The organism is Chitinophaga sp. (assembly GCF_019236475.1).
GTDB lineage: Bacteria > Bacteroidota > Bacteroidia > Chitinophagales > Chitinophagaceae > Chitinophaga.
Map to the genome: position 1 here is coordinate 359,495 of NZ_JAFAIX010000003.1, position 14,005 is coordinate 373,499.

Here is a 14,005-nt window from a genome sequence, read left to right on the forward strand (position 1 = left end):
ATTAGAATTGCAAAGTAAGACCGGCTGTATACGATTTCATCAGCGGATCACGCACCTGTCCTGCACTTTCCGGATCAAATAACTTAAAGTGCGTGAACGTATATACGTTGTTGGCAGTCAGAAATACGCGCAGTGCATTGGCATGAATAGGATGCAATACCCTTGCTGGCAACGCATATGCCAGTTCAATGTTCTTCACACGCATGTAAGCTGTATTGCGCAACCAGTAGGTAGATGTCTGCTGATTGTTCTGGTTATTATACCAGAGGCGTGGGTAAGAAGCGTTGGGATTATCAGGTGTCCATCTGTCCAGTTTTTGTGCTGATGCAGGCAGATTGATATAGGCATAACCTTTCACATTACCAGCACCCTGCATGAGGACATTCAATTCCAACCCTTCATATTTAGCGCCGAAACTAACACCGTATTGAATCTTAGGGAATAGGTCGGCTCCAATGAGTACACGGTCTGCAGTAGTGATCTTGTTATCACCATCTACATCTTTATACCGGATATCTCCTGCTTTCACGTTTGGATACAGCGGTTTTGGACCTTTAGCCACTTCATCATCTGATTGATAAAGTCCGTCGGACACATACCCCAAGTAATTGCCACCTACCGAGTTGTTGAAGTAACCGATAGATTTCCCACTCACTTTCTGCCAATCTGGAACGCTTTGTGACTCAGGATAGTGTATTACTTTATTCTTTGCGAAACTTACGTTCGGCGAAACATAGTAACTAAATTTACCGAAGTGCATTCTGTGCGTCAAGTTCAATTCTATACCTCTGCTGTCCACAATACCATCGTTGGTAGAAGGCAGGCCAATACCAATCACAGAAGGCACTTGCGCTGCTGGTGGCGCCAGGATATCCTTGGTGCGTTTATAGAAGTAATCTGCTTCCAGTGTGATTAGATCACGTTTCAGATGCAGTTCCAAACCTGCATTGGAAATATTGGCACGTTCCCATGTAAACATAGGATTCGCCAGTACATTCGGCATGAGGGTCTGATAGAAAGTTGGTGAAGCACCTCCCAAATTATAACCACCAGAAGTGCTGAGTGCATACGTAGTGAGGAACTGGTAAGGATTTACGCGGTCGTTACCCAACTGGCCCCAGGATGCACGCAGTTTCAGGAAACTGATTTTGTCTGCAATGGCATGCATGAAAGGTTCCTCAGAAAGGATCCAACCTGCGGAGAATGATGGGAAGAATCCAAAGCGATGTTCCGGCGGGAAGATGTCAGAACCATCGTAGCGGAAGTTGAACTGGAGCAAATAACGTGCATCATAATTATAGCTTACCCTTCCTACTAGGCCTCTCCTGGCGGATTGTGAGGCAGTTCCGCCATTGGTGGCCCTTGTAGGATCTCCCAGTCCTAATTCAGACAGACTAGAAGAAATAAACCCGCTGCGTTGGGTATCGAAGTTATCTATCTTAGCATTTGTTTGCGTATACAGCAACATACTAGAGAGGTTATGTCTACCAAACCTGTTATCATACTGCAAACCTCCTTCCAGCGTGGTACTATAGTTCTGCGAGAAGTATTCTCTCAGGTAAGGATCTGTAGGATAAGCCGCTACTTTGGTATAAGCGCCTGCTGCATTGATACTGTATTGATCATATGGTGTAGCAAAGCGCTTTCCAAATGAATAGAGCTTATCGTATGCCGCATTACCTCTCAGGGAGAGCCCTTTAATGAAAGGTACATCATACTGCAAGTTGACTACCGAGTTGAAAATATTGGTATTCGTAAACCAGTATCCAGATTTCCCGATAGACTGCAAGTAAGCATTACCACGCTGTTCCGGGACGTTGGCATAGGTACCATTCGTGAATTCGTTTACCCTTGTTGGCGGTGTACCATACATGTTTCTGATTACATACTCAGTGCCATATACCGCTTCCCCATTGGTATTGGAGAAAGAGCCATTCAGATTCAAGGTCACCTTCAGATCGCGGGTGATTCTTGCATCCAGGTTACTGCGGAGGTTATAGCGTTTGTAGCCTTCTACATCCACGAGGCCATCATTGTTCGTATAGCCACCGGAGAGGAAGTAACGTACTTTATCAGAACCACCGGATACAGACAGGTTATAGTTTTGCTGCCAGATAGATTTGGCAAGCACTTGATCCAGCCAATTGGTGTTTGGATAATGGTCAGGATCAGTACCATCTTTATATTTCTGTAATGCCACATCACTAAAACCTACGCCCAGATTAGGATTATAGGCATTCTCATTCTTCAATGCCTCATTGTAAAGCGTGGCGTAATCATAAGAATTCATCTGCTTATAATACTGCGTAGGACGTTGGTTGATCAGGTTGGCTGTGAAAGTGATATTAGATTTACCAAGGCTTCCTTTCTTAGTAGTCACCAAAATAACGCCATTGGCTGCACGGGCGCCATATACCGAAATAGCAGATGCATCTTTCAATACAGAAATGGTTTCGATGTCTGTCGCATTCAGATCATCTAATCTTCTATCCGGAATACCATCAATTACTACTAGTGGGGCAGAATTATTGAAAGTACTGAGGCCGCGTACAAACAGCGTACTTCCGGCACCGGGAGCGCCGCCCGACTTCACCGCATACAGACCAGGCAAGCGACCAGCAAGCATATCTGATACCGCTGCACTGGAATGGTTCTGTGCGAGTTCTTCCGATTTAATGGTAGCCATCGACTCCGTTTTTACACGTTGTGTGGTGGCACCGTAACCAATAATTACGGAGGCATTCAGTTCTGTAAGACCTGGTTTTAAGGGCACGCTAATCGTTACTGCAGCACCATTGACATGCACACTGGTTTGATAGGAAGCATAGCCGATAAAGGTGACTGTCACCTGGTATTCACCCGGAGGCAGGTTAGGAAAATTGAAACGGCCTTCCTCATTTGTAGCCATTCCTTTGTTGAAAGGCTTGATACTAACGGTGGCGCCGGGAATCGGTTTACCTTTCTCATCCACCACTATCCCATTGATAGCGCCGTTGACCACAGGTACTGCAAAAACAGTGTTGGTAGGCGCACGACCAATGGTCACTAATTTGTGCTCTTCATCGATGTACCAGGTTAGCGGTTGTCCTTTCATTACGGATTCCAGCACTTTCTTCAGCGAAGTTTTCTCCAGCACGGAAGTTACTGGCAACGCAGTTTTCAACTGCTGTGCATCATAAAAGAAATGGTAGTTGCTTTGCTTTTTGATATTAGCGAGCACCTGCTCTAATGGTGCCTCTTTTACAGATATGGATATATCCTGTGACAGACTTTTAGCGCTCACATGCAAGCACATTACCAGGATCAGGAAGAAATTGATCTTCATAATGAGCATCGTTTTTTTAAGTAGGGAACGGGCAAAAAAATGCCTGTAGCAATCTGTTAATTGCATAAATTTGTAATGTTAGGGTGAAGAGATAAGCGTTCTTGGTCGGATGGTTATCGACGAACCCGAATAAATAAACAGAAGTGTTGCAACCACTTCTGTTTTTGTGTTTTTAGGAACTGTTTTTTTTCATACTAATGAATGGTTGGTTTCTGGTTGATACTATTTTGGTTGGTGTACGATATAGAATTGGTTGTGCTTGACGGTATTTTCTCCTAGTCGGTGATGGTTACTGTGTTACCATAGATGGTATAATCTATTCCACTTTGTTTTAAAATTTCCATTGTTTTATCTAACGTAATATTCATTGGTATTTCCCCTACGAACTGATGTGATGTCGTTTTAGTTTCGATAACAACTTTAATATCGTACCATCTTTCGAGTTGTCTCATGACGGTGACAATATCTGCATTATTAAATGAGAAGTAACCGTTCTTCCACGCCAAAACTGCGTCTGTATCGGTATTTGGCAGGATTTTCCAGTTGCTGCTATTTTGCTGCAACTGTTGTCCTGCGAGCAGTACTGTTGATTTATCACCTGCGCTTACTTTCACTTTTCCTGAGATCAGTGTAGTACTGATCATCGCTTCATTCGTATAGGCGTTGATGTTAAAACTGGTTCCCAATACCTGCACTTTTTGATTTTTGGTGTTCACTATAAACGGACGATCGGCCGCATTGGTCACTTCGAAATAGGCTTCACCTGCAAGCGTCACTGCTCTTTCTTTACTACTGAAAGCAGAAGGGAAACTAAGTTCGCTCTCGGCATTCATCCATACTTTCGTACCATCGGGAAGGATAACGCAATATTGTCCGCCCTTTGGTGTGATCAATGTATTGACACTATGCTCATTACCATTTTCTGTTCCTTTGAAGGCAAGCAATCCGCTATCCAACTTCACAATGCTCATATTGCCTTGTTGGGAAACCACGCCGTTGCTGGCATCAGACAGCACAATTGTTTCGCCGTTGCTCATCCGCAGGATGGACTTATTGGCCGCAGGTGCTATCATGGCTACGCTTGGCAATGCATGTTGCGATGGCGCGCTCCTATTGAGCCACACGCCAACTACGACTGCGATAACCGCTACTGCAGCAGCATATCTCCACCATTTATGGAAGTACTGCTTGCTCGCAGTATCTATTGGTACCACTCTCCCTGTAGCGCGATTATCCGAACGCAAAACCTTTTGTAATACGGGTTCCCATTGCGCCCTATCTACTTCTTCCGTTATGTCATCCGCACTTCCTTGCATTTCCAAGTTAAAGGCTTCGCGGTTGGCCTCATTCAAAAAGAACGCATGCAGTTCTTTTTCTTCCGCCTCCGTGAGCACAGTATCCTGGCTCTTTTTTATTAAAAAGATGATTCGCGCTTCCATATATGGTTTTCAAAACGTAGTAATTAATTACAGGTACACTGTCAAGCAGTGTTATATAGGTAAGAATGGAAAAAAGCGTGTTGGTACCTATCGGATAAAAAAAAATATTTTTAGGGAGACGACAGTCGCTCTGCTGGCCGATATTCCTACAAGAATGGAATCGACTTACCGGCTGCCTGCAGAAATTCTCGGATATTATTCAGTGCTGCGCTCAATGTATTTTTCACATAGCTCTGTGATAAGTGCAGTTTATCCGCAATTTCCTGGGTTTTAAGCCCTTGTTCGCGGCTCATGAGGTATATTTTGCGGCGTTGTGGTGGCAGATGATCTACTGCTTCTTTAATGAGGGTAAGCGTTTCCCTACTAGCCACTAGCTCCTCTACCTGATTGACGGCAGCTTCCGGCAAGGAATCAGGGAGGGCAGTAGTCATTCGGGCGGCCGCCTGTTTATGGAACCAGGTAAAACATTCATTACTGGCTACACGCATGATCCAGGCTTTGGGGTTTTCGATGCCAGGTAATTTATCTCGACTGATCCAGATACGTATGAAAGTTTCCTGGATTACTTCTTCTACGCTCTCCGGGTCTCTTATCACCTTCCGCACATACGGAGTAAGCCAAGGAAGCACTGCAAAGAACAATTGCCTGAATGCCTCTTCACTACCCTCTGATATGTTGACAAGTATCGTTGTGTCAATATGAAACCTGTTGCTGTCCAATATTCCGCTGTTAGTCTGGTGTAAATGTAAAAAATAACAGGCTGTATCAAAAATATAAGAAAATGGCGTGACGTCTGCGACGTCACGCCATTTTCTTATATCCTGTCGCCCCGGTCCACTGGGCCAGGGCGACAGGCAGTAGATTTCCGGACTAAATATTTCCTTTCTTCAGCTCTGATACCGCATGATCACAGGCTCTTGCCGTGAGTGCCATATAGGTGATGCTTGGATTTACACATGAAGAGGAAGCCATGCAGGCGCCATCTGTGATAAAGACGTTCTTAGCAGCATGCACCTGGTTGAAACCATTCAGTACAGAGGTTTTAGGATCACGTCCCATGCGTGCAGTACCCATTTCGTGGATACAGTGGCCTGGAGGAGGTGCACCGTCATAACCATGTACGTTTTTCAATCCTGCGCGTTCGAGCATTTCGATGGCTGATTGCTGCATATCCTTACGCATGGCGAGTTCGTTCTCTTTGAATTCGCAGTCGATATCCAATGTAGGCAATCCGTTTACATCTTTCTTCTCCTTATTCAAGGTTACCTTATTTTCGAAATAAGGTAGATGCTCACCCCAAGAACCAATACCCATACCCCATTTTCCAGGAATGGTTTGTGATTCTTTCAGGGCTACGCCGATGCCTTCGTTGCTTACGCCGCGACCTCTGCCAGCGCCACCTTGGTAACCAAATCCACGTACATAATCTTTACGCATCGTTCCTGCGTTGACGTTACGAAAACGTGGAATATAGATTCCATTGGGCCTACGGCCAGCACTGGTATATTGATCTTCAAAACCGTCGAATTCTCCGCCAGCACCCACTCCGAAGTGGTGGTCCATCAGGTTATGGCCCAGTTGTCCGCTATCATTACCGAATCCATTAGGGAAACGATCCGATACAGAATTGAGCATAATCCAAGTGGTACCTAAAGTAGAACCATTCAGGAAGACGATATTAGCGTAATATTCTACGGTTTGTTTGGTATGTGCATCCATTACACGTACGCCGGTGGCTTTGGCAGTATCCTTATCGTACAGGACTTCCAGTACTATAGAATCCGGGCGCAGTGTGAGATTGCCGGTAGCTGCGGCCGCTGGCAACGTTACGCCATTACTGCTGAAATAGCCGGTATAAGGGCATCCGCGAGCACAGAGGTTTCTGTACTGGCAAGGTCCCCGACCATTATGTTTCTCTGTAACATGTGCTACACGACCGATCGTGATGATACGGTCTTTGTATTGTTCTTTAATTCTGGCTGCTACATGTTTTTCCAGACAGTTCATTTCCATGGCCTGCATGAAGATACCATCTGGAAGTTGTGGGAGGCCTTCTGCTTGTCCACTCACCCCAATGTATCGTTCTACATACTCATACCAAGGAGCAATGTCTTTATAACGGATCGGCCAATCTACGCCATGACCATCTTTCGCATTGGCTTCGAAATCGAGATCACTCCAGCGGTACACCTGACGGCCCCACATGAGCGAGCGGCCACCTACATGATATCCGCGCAGCCAGTTGAACGGCTTTACTTCATTGTAGGGGTTTTCTTTGTCATTCACCCAAAACTGCTGGGTAGCTTCATCGAAGGCATAGCAGCGACTTTGAATAGGGTGTTGCTCTCGCATTTCGTTGGTATGCCGCAACCGGTGAGGGAACTCCCAAGGGTCCTTCATGGCGGTGGTATAATCCTTAATATGCTCTACATTACGACCTCTTTCCAATACGAGTGTTTTCAGGCCTTTCTCGCACAATTCCTTGGCAGCCCATCCCCCACTAATACCCGAACCCACCACGATGGCATCGTAAGTGTTTTCTTTGGTCGCTTTTATGTTTAGGTTCATACTTACAATTTTAGAGGTTTCCTTTCTTCAGTTCTTTCACTGCATAATCTGCCGCACGTGCTGTCAGCGCCATGTAAGTGAGTGAAGGATTCACACAGGCGGCGGAAGTCATACAAGCGCCATCTGTAACGAATACGTTAGGCACCGCATGCATCTGGTTGTAACCATTGAGGATGGAAGTTTTAGGATCACGACCCATACGAGCAGTACCCATTTCATGAATAGCCATACCCGGATAGGAACCATTATCGTATGTCTTCACATTCTTCATACCTGCTGCTTCCAACATTTCAGCCGCATCGTTCATCATATCTACGCGCATTTTTTTCTCATTTTCTTTGAATTCTACATCGAATTTGAGAACAGGCTGCCCCCATGCATCTTTCACGGAGGTATCCAGCGTTACCACGTTATCTTCATAAGGCAAGCATTCTCCGAAGCCTCCCAGTCCCATTGACCAGTTGCCGGGTTCCACCAGTGAATCTTTAAAGTCCTTACCTACGCCGATTTCCGCAATCCCTTTACTCCACAATGCACCGCGGTTAGCGCCGCCTTGGTAGCCGAAGCCACGGAGATAATCACGTTTATCGCTACCAACGTTGCGGTAACGTGGGATATAGATACCATTAGCACGGCGACCAAAAGTATATTTATCATCGTAGCCTTCTGCGGTACCGGAAGCGCCTGTACGAAAATGGTGATCCATCAGGTATTTACCCAGTACGCCACTGTCGTTACCAAGGCCGTTAGGGAAACGGGTGGAAGTAGAATTCATCAGCACGAAGGTGGTACCCAATGTAGAACCATTTACGAAAATGATTTTCGCATAGAATTCTATCATTTGCTTGGAGTGCTTGTCGATCACGCGCACACCGGTAGCTTTACCTTTCTTTTCATCGTAAATGATAGAATTTACGATAGAATCAGGACGGAGCGTCAGGTTACCAGTAGCGGTGGCTGCAGGCAGTGTAGACGATTGCGTGCTGAAGTAAGCGCCGAAAGGACAACCACGACTACAGAGGTTACGGAATTGGCATTTTTCACGGCCAGGTAATGGTTCCGTAATATTGGCCACACGTCCCATGGTCATGATACGACCTTTATACTTGGATTCGATGTTTTTTTTCACATCTAATTCCACGCAGTTCATTGGCATTGCCGGCATAAACTGGCCGTCTGGCAACTGTGGTAAGCCTTCGCGGGAACCGCTGATACCAGCGAATTTCTCTACATAATCATACCATGGCGCGATATCCTTATAACGGATAGGCCAGTCAACAGCGATGCCGTCTTTTAAGTTGGCTTCGAAATCGAGGTCACTCCAGCGGTATGACTGGCGGCCCCACATGATGGATTTACCACCCACGATATCCGGGCGGTACCAGTCAAATCTTTTTACTTCGTTATATGGACTCTGGGAGTCGTTGATCCAGAATTTTTCGTTGTGCTCAGAGTAAGGATAGTCGCGGCTCAGTTTAGGATGGGAATCCCTTTGTTCCTGGGTAATTTTTCCTCTGTGCGGGAATTCCCATGGATCTTTCATAGCGGTATCGTAATCCTTCACGTGTTCCAGTTGTTTACCACGATCCAGCATGAGCACTTTCAGACCTTTTTCGGTCAGTTCTTTGGCAGCCCAGCCACCACTTACACCGGAGCCTATGACAATCGCATCATAGGTATTTTGTTCCTGCGCTTTAGTATTTAGATTCATTGTCGGCAAAGTTTAAGAGAACAAGAAAGCATCAGTAGTCTTATAGACGTTACTGATGGCATCAGTCATGATCAGATAGCGGCAGCACTTAGGAAGCCCACGCTTTGTCGCCTTTTTTGTAAGGCACGCAGCCATCGTATTTACCTGGAACGGCTACATAACGCAGGGCTTTGGTAGCACCTGGTTCAGAAGTAAAGTAACCGAGTAGGGTAAGATCTTTCATGAACTGGAAATAATGGGTAGGATCCCCATCTTTCTTATTTTCACGTTTATTGTAGGCAACGCGTTCTTTATCGATTTCGGTGAGGATTTCGGCGCGTTGTTCCGGCATTAACTCGAGGAAATTGATTTTGAATTTCTTTTTACTCGCTTCATCAATTTTTTTCAGGCCATCGAGGAAGATGTCTTGATCTGCTTTTTTATAGCAGTCATTCATCATCGTGATGATGAATTCATCTACCTTACCCGCTTTAGCGCCTGGGGTGTCGGTGGTTGGAATGATTGTTTCCGCGACTTCGGCCACCATGGTTTTCGTTTGTGGCGTGTGAAGATCATAGTTTTTCGGAGCGGAACTTGTGCAGCTTTCTAAGGCTGATAACGTGGAAGCGGAAATGGCAGTACCCAACAAAATCGCCACATTCCTAATTGCGTCTCTTCTATGCATAATAAGGATTTGATTTGACCGAACGGTAAGTTTAAAAAAAATAACCTAAAATCCAAATTAACATGGATGAACCGTTTTTCTGGTATAAAAAAGGCAAGGTCCCGCTATGAGCGGGACCTTGCCTGAAAAGATTATATAGTATGGGAAGGCTATACTACAAGGTATATCTTCCTTTGTCATCGATCATTACAACTGGCAGCTTATGATGTTTTTCGAAATAGTCATATGCATGGCGAAGGTTGGCCCAGAAAGGACGACTGATACTATCTGTCACCGGAACGGTGTTCAGATAGTCCACAGAGCGGCTATTGCCAAATTTAATCGGGAATACATGCACTGGTATGAAATCCTGACCAGCATTTTTAGCATTCACCGCCAGGATGTACACTTCATCGATGAATTCATCGGTTAAAGGAATACAGCCTACCGTAATGCAATTGCCATGGATATAGATTTCGCTGCCTGGCTTTTTAGGATCGCTGAGAATGCGATCGGAAAAGTTCGGATAATTAATACCCAGGGAGAGATGGTAGTTGCTGTTTGGATTAAAGTCGTTGATATAATAAAATCCTTCCGGAACTTGGCGGTCGCCCTCGCGGCGTTTAGGCCCCATTCTTCCGGAGAGGGTGCATACCCGATATGATTTAAACAGGCGGAAAGTATCCTGAGGGTTATTCTTCACCCAGATCTCCATTTCGCTATCCAGTTTAAAGGAGCGTATGAAGATATATTTAGCAGGATAAGTCAGTCCTTTCTTTTCAAATTCTTTTTTTAACAATTCCTCTTTTTCTCGATAAGCCTCTCCGACTTTAGGATACATTTTCTGGTTTTCAAGAAAAGATTGCTGGGCAAAAACGGCGCCCCCTGCCAACAACATCAGTGCGAGTACTACAAGTCGCTTCATACTATTTCAACAAAATTTTAAAGTTAGACCAGGTTTATATATGCCAGGAAAAATAAGAAAAAGGCCAAGACGCAATGTAATATTAGCGCCATTTTTTTACTCATGAATCTCAAAATATAGCTTTTGTGTCCTAAATAAATCAAAACGGCGGTGAATGCCTGAAAAATTCCACTCAACAAAAACAATATCCCGAACAGCGTCTGTATACTCATAACCAACGAAACAATTACAAATTATATTGTATGTAAAGTTAGGTTATTGTCCGGGTACTTACAACCTCTTAAACTCCATTTTAACAATTCCAGGATCTGCATCGGTGGTGTACGTCGCTTTCAGGGGGAATTTTCCACCAGTATATGAATACACGCAGGTACTGTTGACTGCCCTTGAAGAGTGGTTGCTGACAAGGGTTTCACCGATTACATTATGGGCAGAAAGATATGCTGGTTGGAGCTCCATCAACCATGCCAGCCCTTGCTGTTGCCTTGGATTTGATTTGTTATCGTAACGGTAACTAATACTTGAAACCGCCACAAATTTGGAGTACCCTGGCTGTTTTCCATAGTTATCTTGGCGAACAATATTACCTTCTCCATCCCAAGTAAACTGCTGATAGCCGCTGTTTTCCCAGGTATTACGGCCAGCTAATTTAGCAAAATGATATCTAACGGAAAGATGACCGCCATCACCATAGGCAAGAGAATCGTATGCATAAATAGCATTATCCCGGTAATAAGAGATACGCTGTACTTGGCCTGCAGCGGTATATTCCAGGCTGGTGTTCAGATCAGTAGCGGGAGACACGGAGTTCTCGGCTGTCATGGTCTTCACTAATCGACCATTTTCATAAACGGGTACTATTACTTCCTGGTATTCTCCACTCTCCCCTTTGTGTACCTGAACAAGCCTGTTAATGGATTTGTCGGCGTTGTACTCTACGGTAGTCCGACTCCCACCTGCAATAATAGCATGCAGATAAGTAGGTTCTGGTTCTCCGGGAATGGTGGTGAATGCAGTGGTCAGGCCTAAACCTGCCAGCAAAAGGACATGGCTTACCCTTCGGGCAATGTGTGTGTTGTGCATAGGTGCTACGTTTAGATTATATATTAATAAAAATAATAATTTGTAATTATTCAAACAAGAGGCTTGAATAAATTGGCCATAGGTGGTACAGCATTTACGAAAACCGGAGTCATATGGATTTAAACAACATATTATTATTTCATTAATTTAATATTTGAAAGCAAAAAATCTCATAAGATATTAAACATCAATTCATTAAGACACATATCTCTCTAACGGTTACTGCAATATATTGGCAGGATCCCGAAGTACACATGCAATAAAATTGCATATTTGTTGCATTAATCTTTATTATTATTCCACATTGTCGGTTTACTTTTGTGCAACATTTTCCTTGTTACCGTATTTCAAACAGTTTCATTTTATGACACATCAGGAAAAACACTTCACAGGCTCTGAATTGCTACGGGATATCGTCATTGGCATGTCTGATGGTCTTACTGTTCCCTTTGCGCTGGCAGCAGGGCTTAGCGGCACCGTAAAGGACGTGAATCTTATCGTGATAGCCGGGCTAGCTGAAATTGCGGCAGGCTCTATTGCGATGGGACTCGGCGGATACCTTGCAGGTAAAACAGAACAGGACCATTACAACAGTGAGTTAAAAAGAGAATACGAAGAAATAGAAAGCGTGCCGGAAAAAGAGAAGGAGGAAGTGGAATATTTTTTCGCTGAACTGGGATTGAGTCGCGAACTCCAACAGAAAGCCGCAGCAGAACTGATTACAGACAAAGACCGCTGGGCAGATTTCATGATGAAATATGAACTGGGACTGGAAAAGCCAGACGCCAGCAGGGCCACTAAAAGTGCGCTAAATATTGGTGTTTCCTACATTGTAGGCGGCCTGATTCCGCTGATGCCTTACTTCTTCGCGAGTAGTGGACTACAAGGACTTAAAGTCTCCGCTATCATTACCATCATCTGCCTGTTTGTTTTTGGCTACTTTAAAAGTCGCTTAACGGGCTTAAATCCAGTGATGGGTGGTATTCGTGTAGCCGTTATCGGTACTATTGCCGCTGGCTGTGCCTTTGGCATTGCCCGATTGATTGGAGGCTAATTGAAACGATATAAAAAATGCCGGAATGCGTATTAAATGCATTTCGGCATTTATATTTTTACAGGTTACCGCGCAGGGCCTGTTCTCTTTCAATAGATTCAAACAGCGCTTTGAAATTGCCCTTTCCAAAAGATTGAGCTCCTTTACGCTGGATAATTTCGAAGAACACGGTTGGACGGTCTTGGATAGGTTTGGTGAAGATCTGGAGGAGATAACCTTCATCGTCTCTGTCTACCAGGATACCCAGGCGTTGCAGTGGCGCAATTTCTTCATCGATTTTACCTACTCTGTCCAGCAGCGTTTCATAATAAGAAGACGGAACAGTAAGGAATTCCACGCCACGAGCCTGGAGTTCGGATACTGTTTTCACGATATCATTCGTAGCGATGGCTACGTGCTGCACGCCCGCGCCGTTATAGAAATCCAGGTACTCTTCGATCTGGGATTTCTTTTTACCTTCTGCAGGCTCGTTGATAGGGAATTTTACGCGACCGTTACCGTTGCTCATTACTTTACTCATGAGGGCGGAATATTCGGTGGAAATGTCCTTATCATCGAAGGAGATCAGGTTTTTAAAGCCCATCACCTGTTCATAGAAGGATACCCAAGTATTCATCTGGTTCCAACCTACGTTACCTACGCAATGGTCTACGTACTGCAAACCGGTATCAGTAGGGTTATAGGCAGATTTCCATTCCTTAAAGCCTGGTAGAAAAGCGCCCTTGTAATTTTTACGCTCTACGAAAATATGAACCGTGTCTCCATACGTATGAATTCCACTACGCACTACTTCTCCAAATTCATCTTTTTCTACCACTGGCTCCATATATGGTTTACCGCCGCGTTTAACGGTTTCTTCGAAAGCAGCGCGCGCATCATCTACCCACAGCGCGAGCACTTTGATACCATCACCATGTTGATTGATATGTTCTGCAATGGGATTATCCGGATGCAATGGGGAAGTCAATACAAAGCGCAGTTTGTTCTGCACCAATACATAAGACACACGGTCTCTTACGCCAGTTTCAGGACCTGCATAAGCGACAGACTGAAAACCGAAGGCTGTTTTATAATAGTGGGCCGCCTGTTTGGCATTACCTACATAAAATTCTACATAATCAGTTCCGTTGAGCGGCAGAAAATCCTGCTGGCCTGTCATACTGGAAGTGTTTACTGTAGCTGTTTCCATAACTTTTGATTAAGAGGTTTAAGATTTTGTTGTAACCCGTTTAGATGTTGTTGTAACCTGTTAAAATG

The 14,005-nt window shown here is 44.6% G+C and carries 10 protein-coding genes; 1 reads left to right on the forward strand and 9 read right to left on the reverse strand.

The annotated features are described in order from the left end of the window. Position 1: 1 nt before the first annotated feature. The 8 genes from JO154_RS03685 to JO154_RS03720 form a co-directional block, all read right to left on the reverse strand. Positions 2-3,325, reverse strand: coding sequence for a TonB-dependent receptor (locus tag JO154_RS03685; protein WP_291941900.1), 3,324 nt, complete (start codon positions 3,323-3,325; stop codon positions 2-4). A gap of 275 nt (positions 3,326-3,600) precedes the next feature. Next, entirely contained in the window at positions 3,601-4,764 is a 1,164-nt protein-coding gene (locus JO154_RS03690) for a FecR family protein (RefSeq protein WP_291941902.1), read from the reverse strand. A gap of 146 nt (positions 4,765-4,910) precedes the next feature. Continuing rightward, positions 4,911-5,483: an RNA polymerase sigma factor gene (locus JO154_RS03695; protein ID WP_291941904.1), complete on the reverse strand. Its 573-nt coding sequence runs from the start codon at positions 5,481-5,483 to the stop codon at positions 4,911-4,913. Between the two features lie 151 nt (positions 5,484-5,634). Further along, entirely contained in the window at positions 5,635-7,332 is a 1,698-nt protein-coding gene (locus JO154_RS03700; RefSeq protein WP_291941907.1) for a GMC family oxidoreductase, read from the reverse strand. 10 nt (positions 7,333-7,342) lie between these two features. Beyond that, positions 7,343-9,043: a GMC family oxidoreductase gene (locus JO154_RS03705; protein WP_291941908.1), complete on the reverse strand. Its 1,701-nt coding sequence runs from the start codon at positions 9,041-9,043 to the stop codon at positions 7,343-7,345. An 88-nt stretch (positions 9,044-9,131) separates the two neighbouring features. Next, on the reverse strand, positions 9,132-9,707 hold the full coding sequence (locus JO154_RS03710) for a gluconate 2-dehydrogenase subunit 3 family protein (protein WP_291941910.1): 576 nt from the start codon (positions 9,705-9,707) through the stop codon (positions 9,132-9,134). A 154-nt stretch (positions 9,708-9,861) separates the two neighbouring features. After that, a complete protein-coding gene (locus JO154_RS03715) occupies positions 9,862-10,611 on the reverse strand; it encodes a L,D-transpeptidase family protein (RefSeq protein WP_291941912.1) in 750 nt (249 codons plus the stop codon). Between the two features lie 270 nt (positions 10,612-10,881). Then, a complete protein-coding gene (locus JO154_RS03720; RefSeq protein ID WP_291941913.1) occupies positions 10,882-11,694 on the reverse strand; it encodes a hypothetical protein in 813 nt (270 codons plus the stop codon). Positions 11,695-12,058: 364 nt separating this feature from the next. Here JO154_RS03720 and JO154_RS03725 point away from each other — a divergent pair, with 364 nt between their 5' ends. After that, entirely contained in the window at positions 12,059-12,748 is a 690-nt protein-coding gene (locus JO154_RS03725; RefSeq protein ID WP_291941915.1) for a VIT1/CCC1 transporter family protein, read from the forward strand. Positions 12,749-12,806: 58 nt separating this feature from the next. Here the strand turns inward: JO154_RS03725 and hppD are convergent, their stop codons facing one another. Continuing rightward, on the reverse strand, positions 12,807-13,937 hold the full coding sequence (gene hppD, locus JO154_RS03730) for a 4-hydroxyphenylpyruvate dioxygenase (RefSeq protein ID WP_291941918.1): 1,131 nt from the start codon (positions 13,935-13,937) through the stop codon (positions 12,807-12,809). Positions 13,938-14,005: the final 68 nt, after the last annotated feature.

Bases quoted from the DNA above. Each gene is read 5' to 3' on its own strand.
- JO154_RS03685 (WP_291941900.1), bottom strand. From the start codon at position 3,325: ATGAAGATCAATTTCTTCCTGATCCTGGTAATGTGCTTGCATGTGAGC.
- JO154_RS03690 (WP_291941902.1), bottom strand. From the start codon at position 4,764: ATGGAAGCGCGAATCATCTTTTTAATAAAAAAGAGCCAGGATACTGTG.
- JO154_RS03700 (WP_291941907.1), bottom strand. From the start codon at position 7,332: ATGAACCTAAACATAAAAGCGACCAAAGAAAACACTTACGATGCCATC.
- JO154_RS03705 (WP_291941908.1), bottom strand. From the start codon at position 9,043: ATGAATCTAAATACTAAAGCGCAGGAACAAAATACCTATGATGCGATT.
- JO154_RS03710 (WP_291941910.1), bottom strand. From the start codon at position 9,707: ATGCATAGAAGAGACGCAATTAGGAATGTGGCGATTTTGTTGGGTACT.
- JO154_RS03715 (WP_291941912.1), bottom strand. From the start codon at position 10,611: ATGAAGCGACTTGTAGTACTCGCACTGATGTTGTTGGCAGGGGGCGCC.
- JO154_RS03720 (WP_291941913.1), bottom strand. From the start codon at position 11,694: ATGCACAACACACACATTGCCCGAAGGGTAAGCCATGTCCTTTTGCTG.
- JO154_RS03725 (WP_291941915.1), top strand. From the start codon at position 12,059: ATGACACATCAGGAAAAACACTTCACAGGCTCTGAATTGCTACGGGAT.
- hppD (WP_291941918.1), bottom strand. From the start codon at position 13,937: ATGGAAACAGCTACAGTAAACACTTCCAGTATGACAGGCCAGCAGGAT.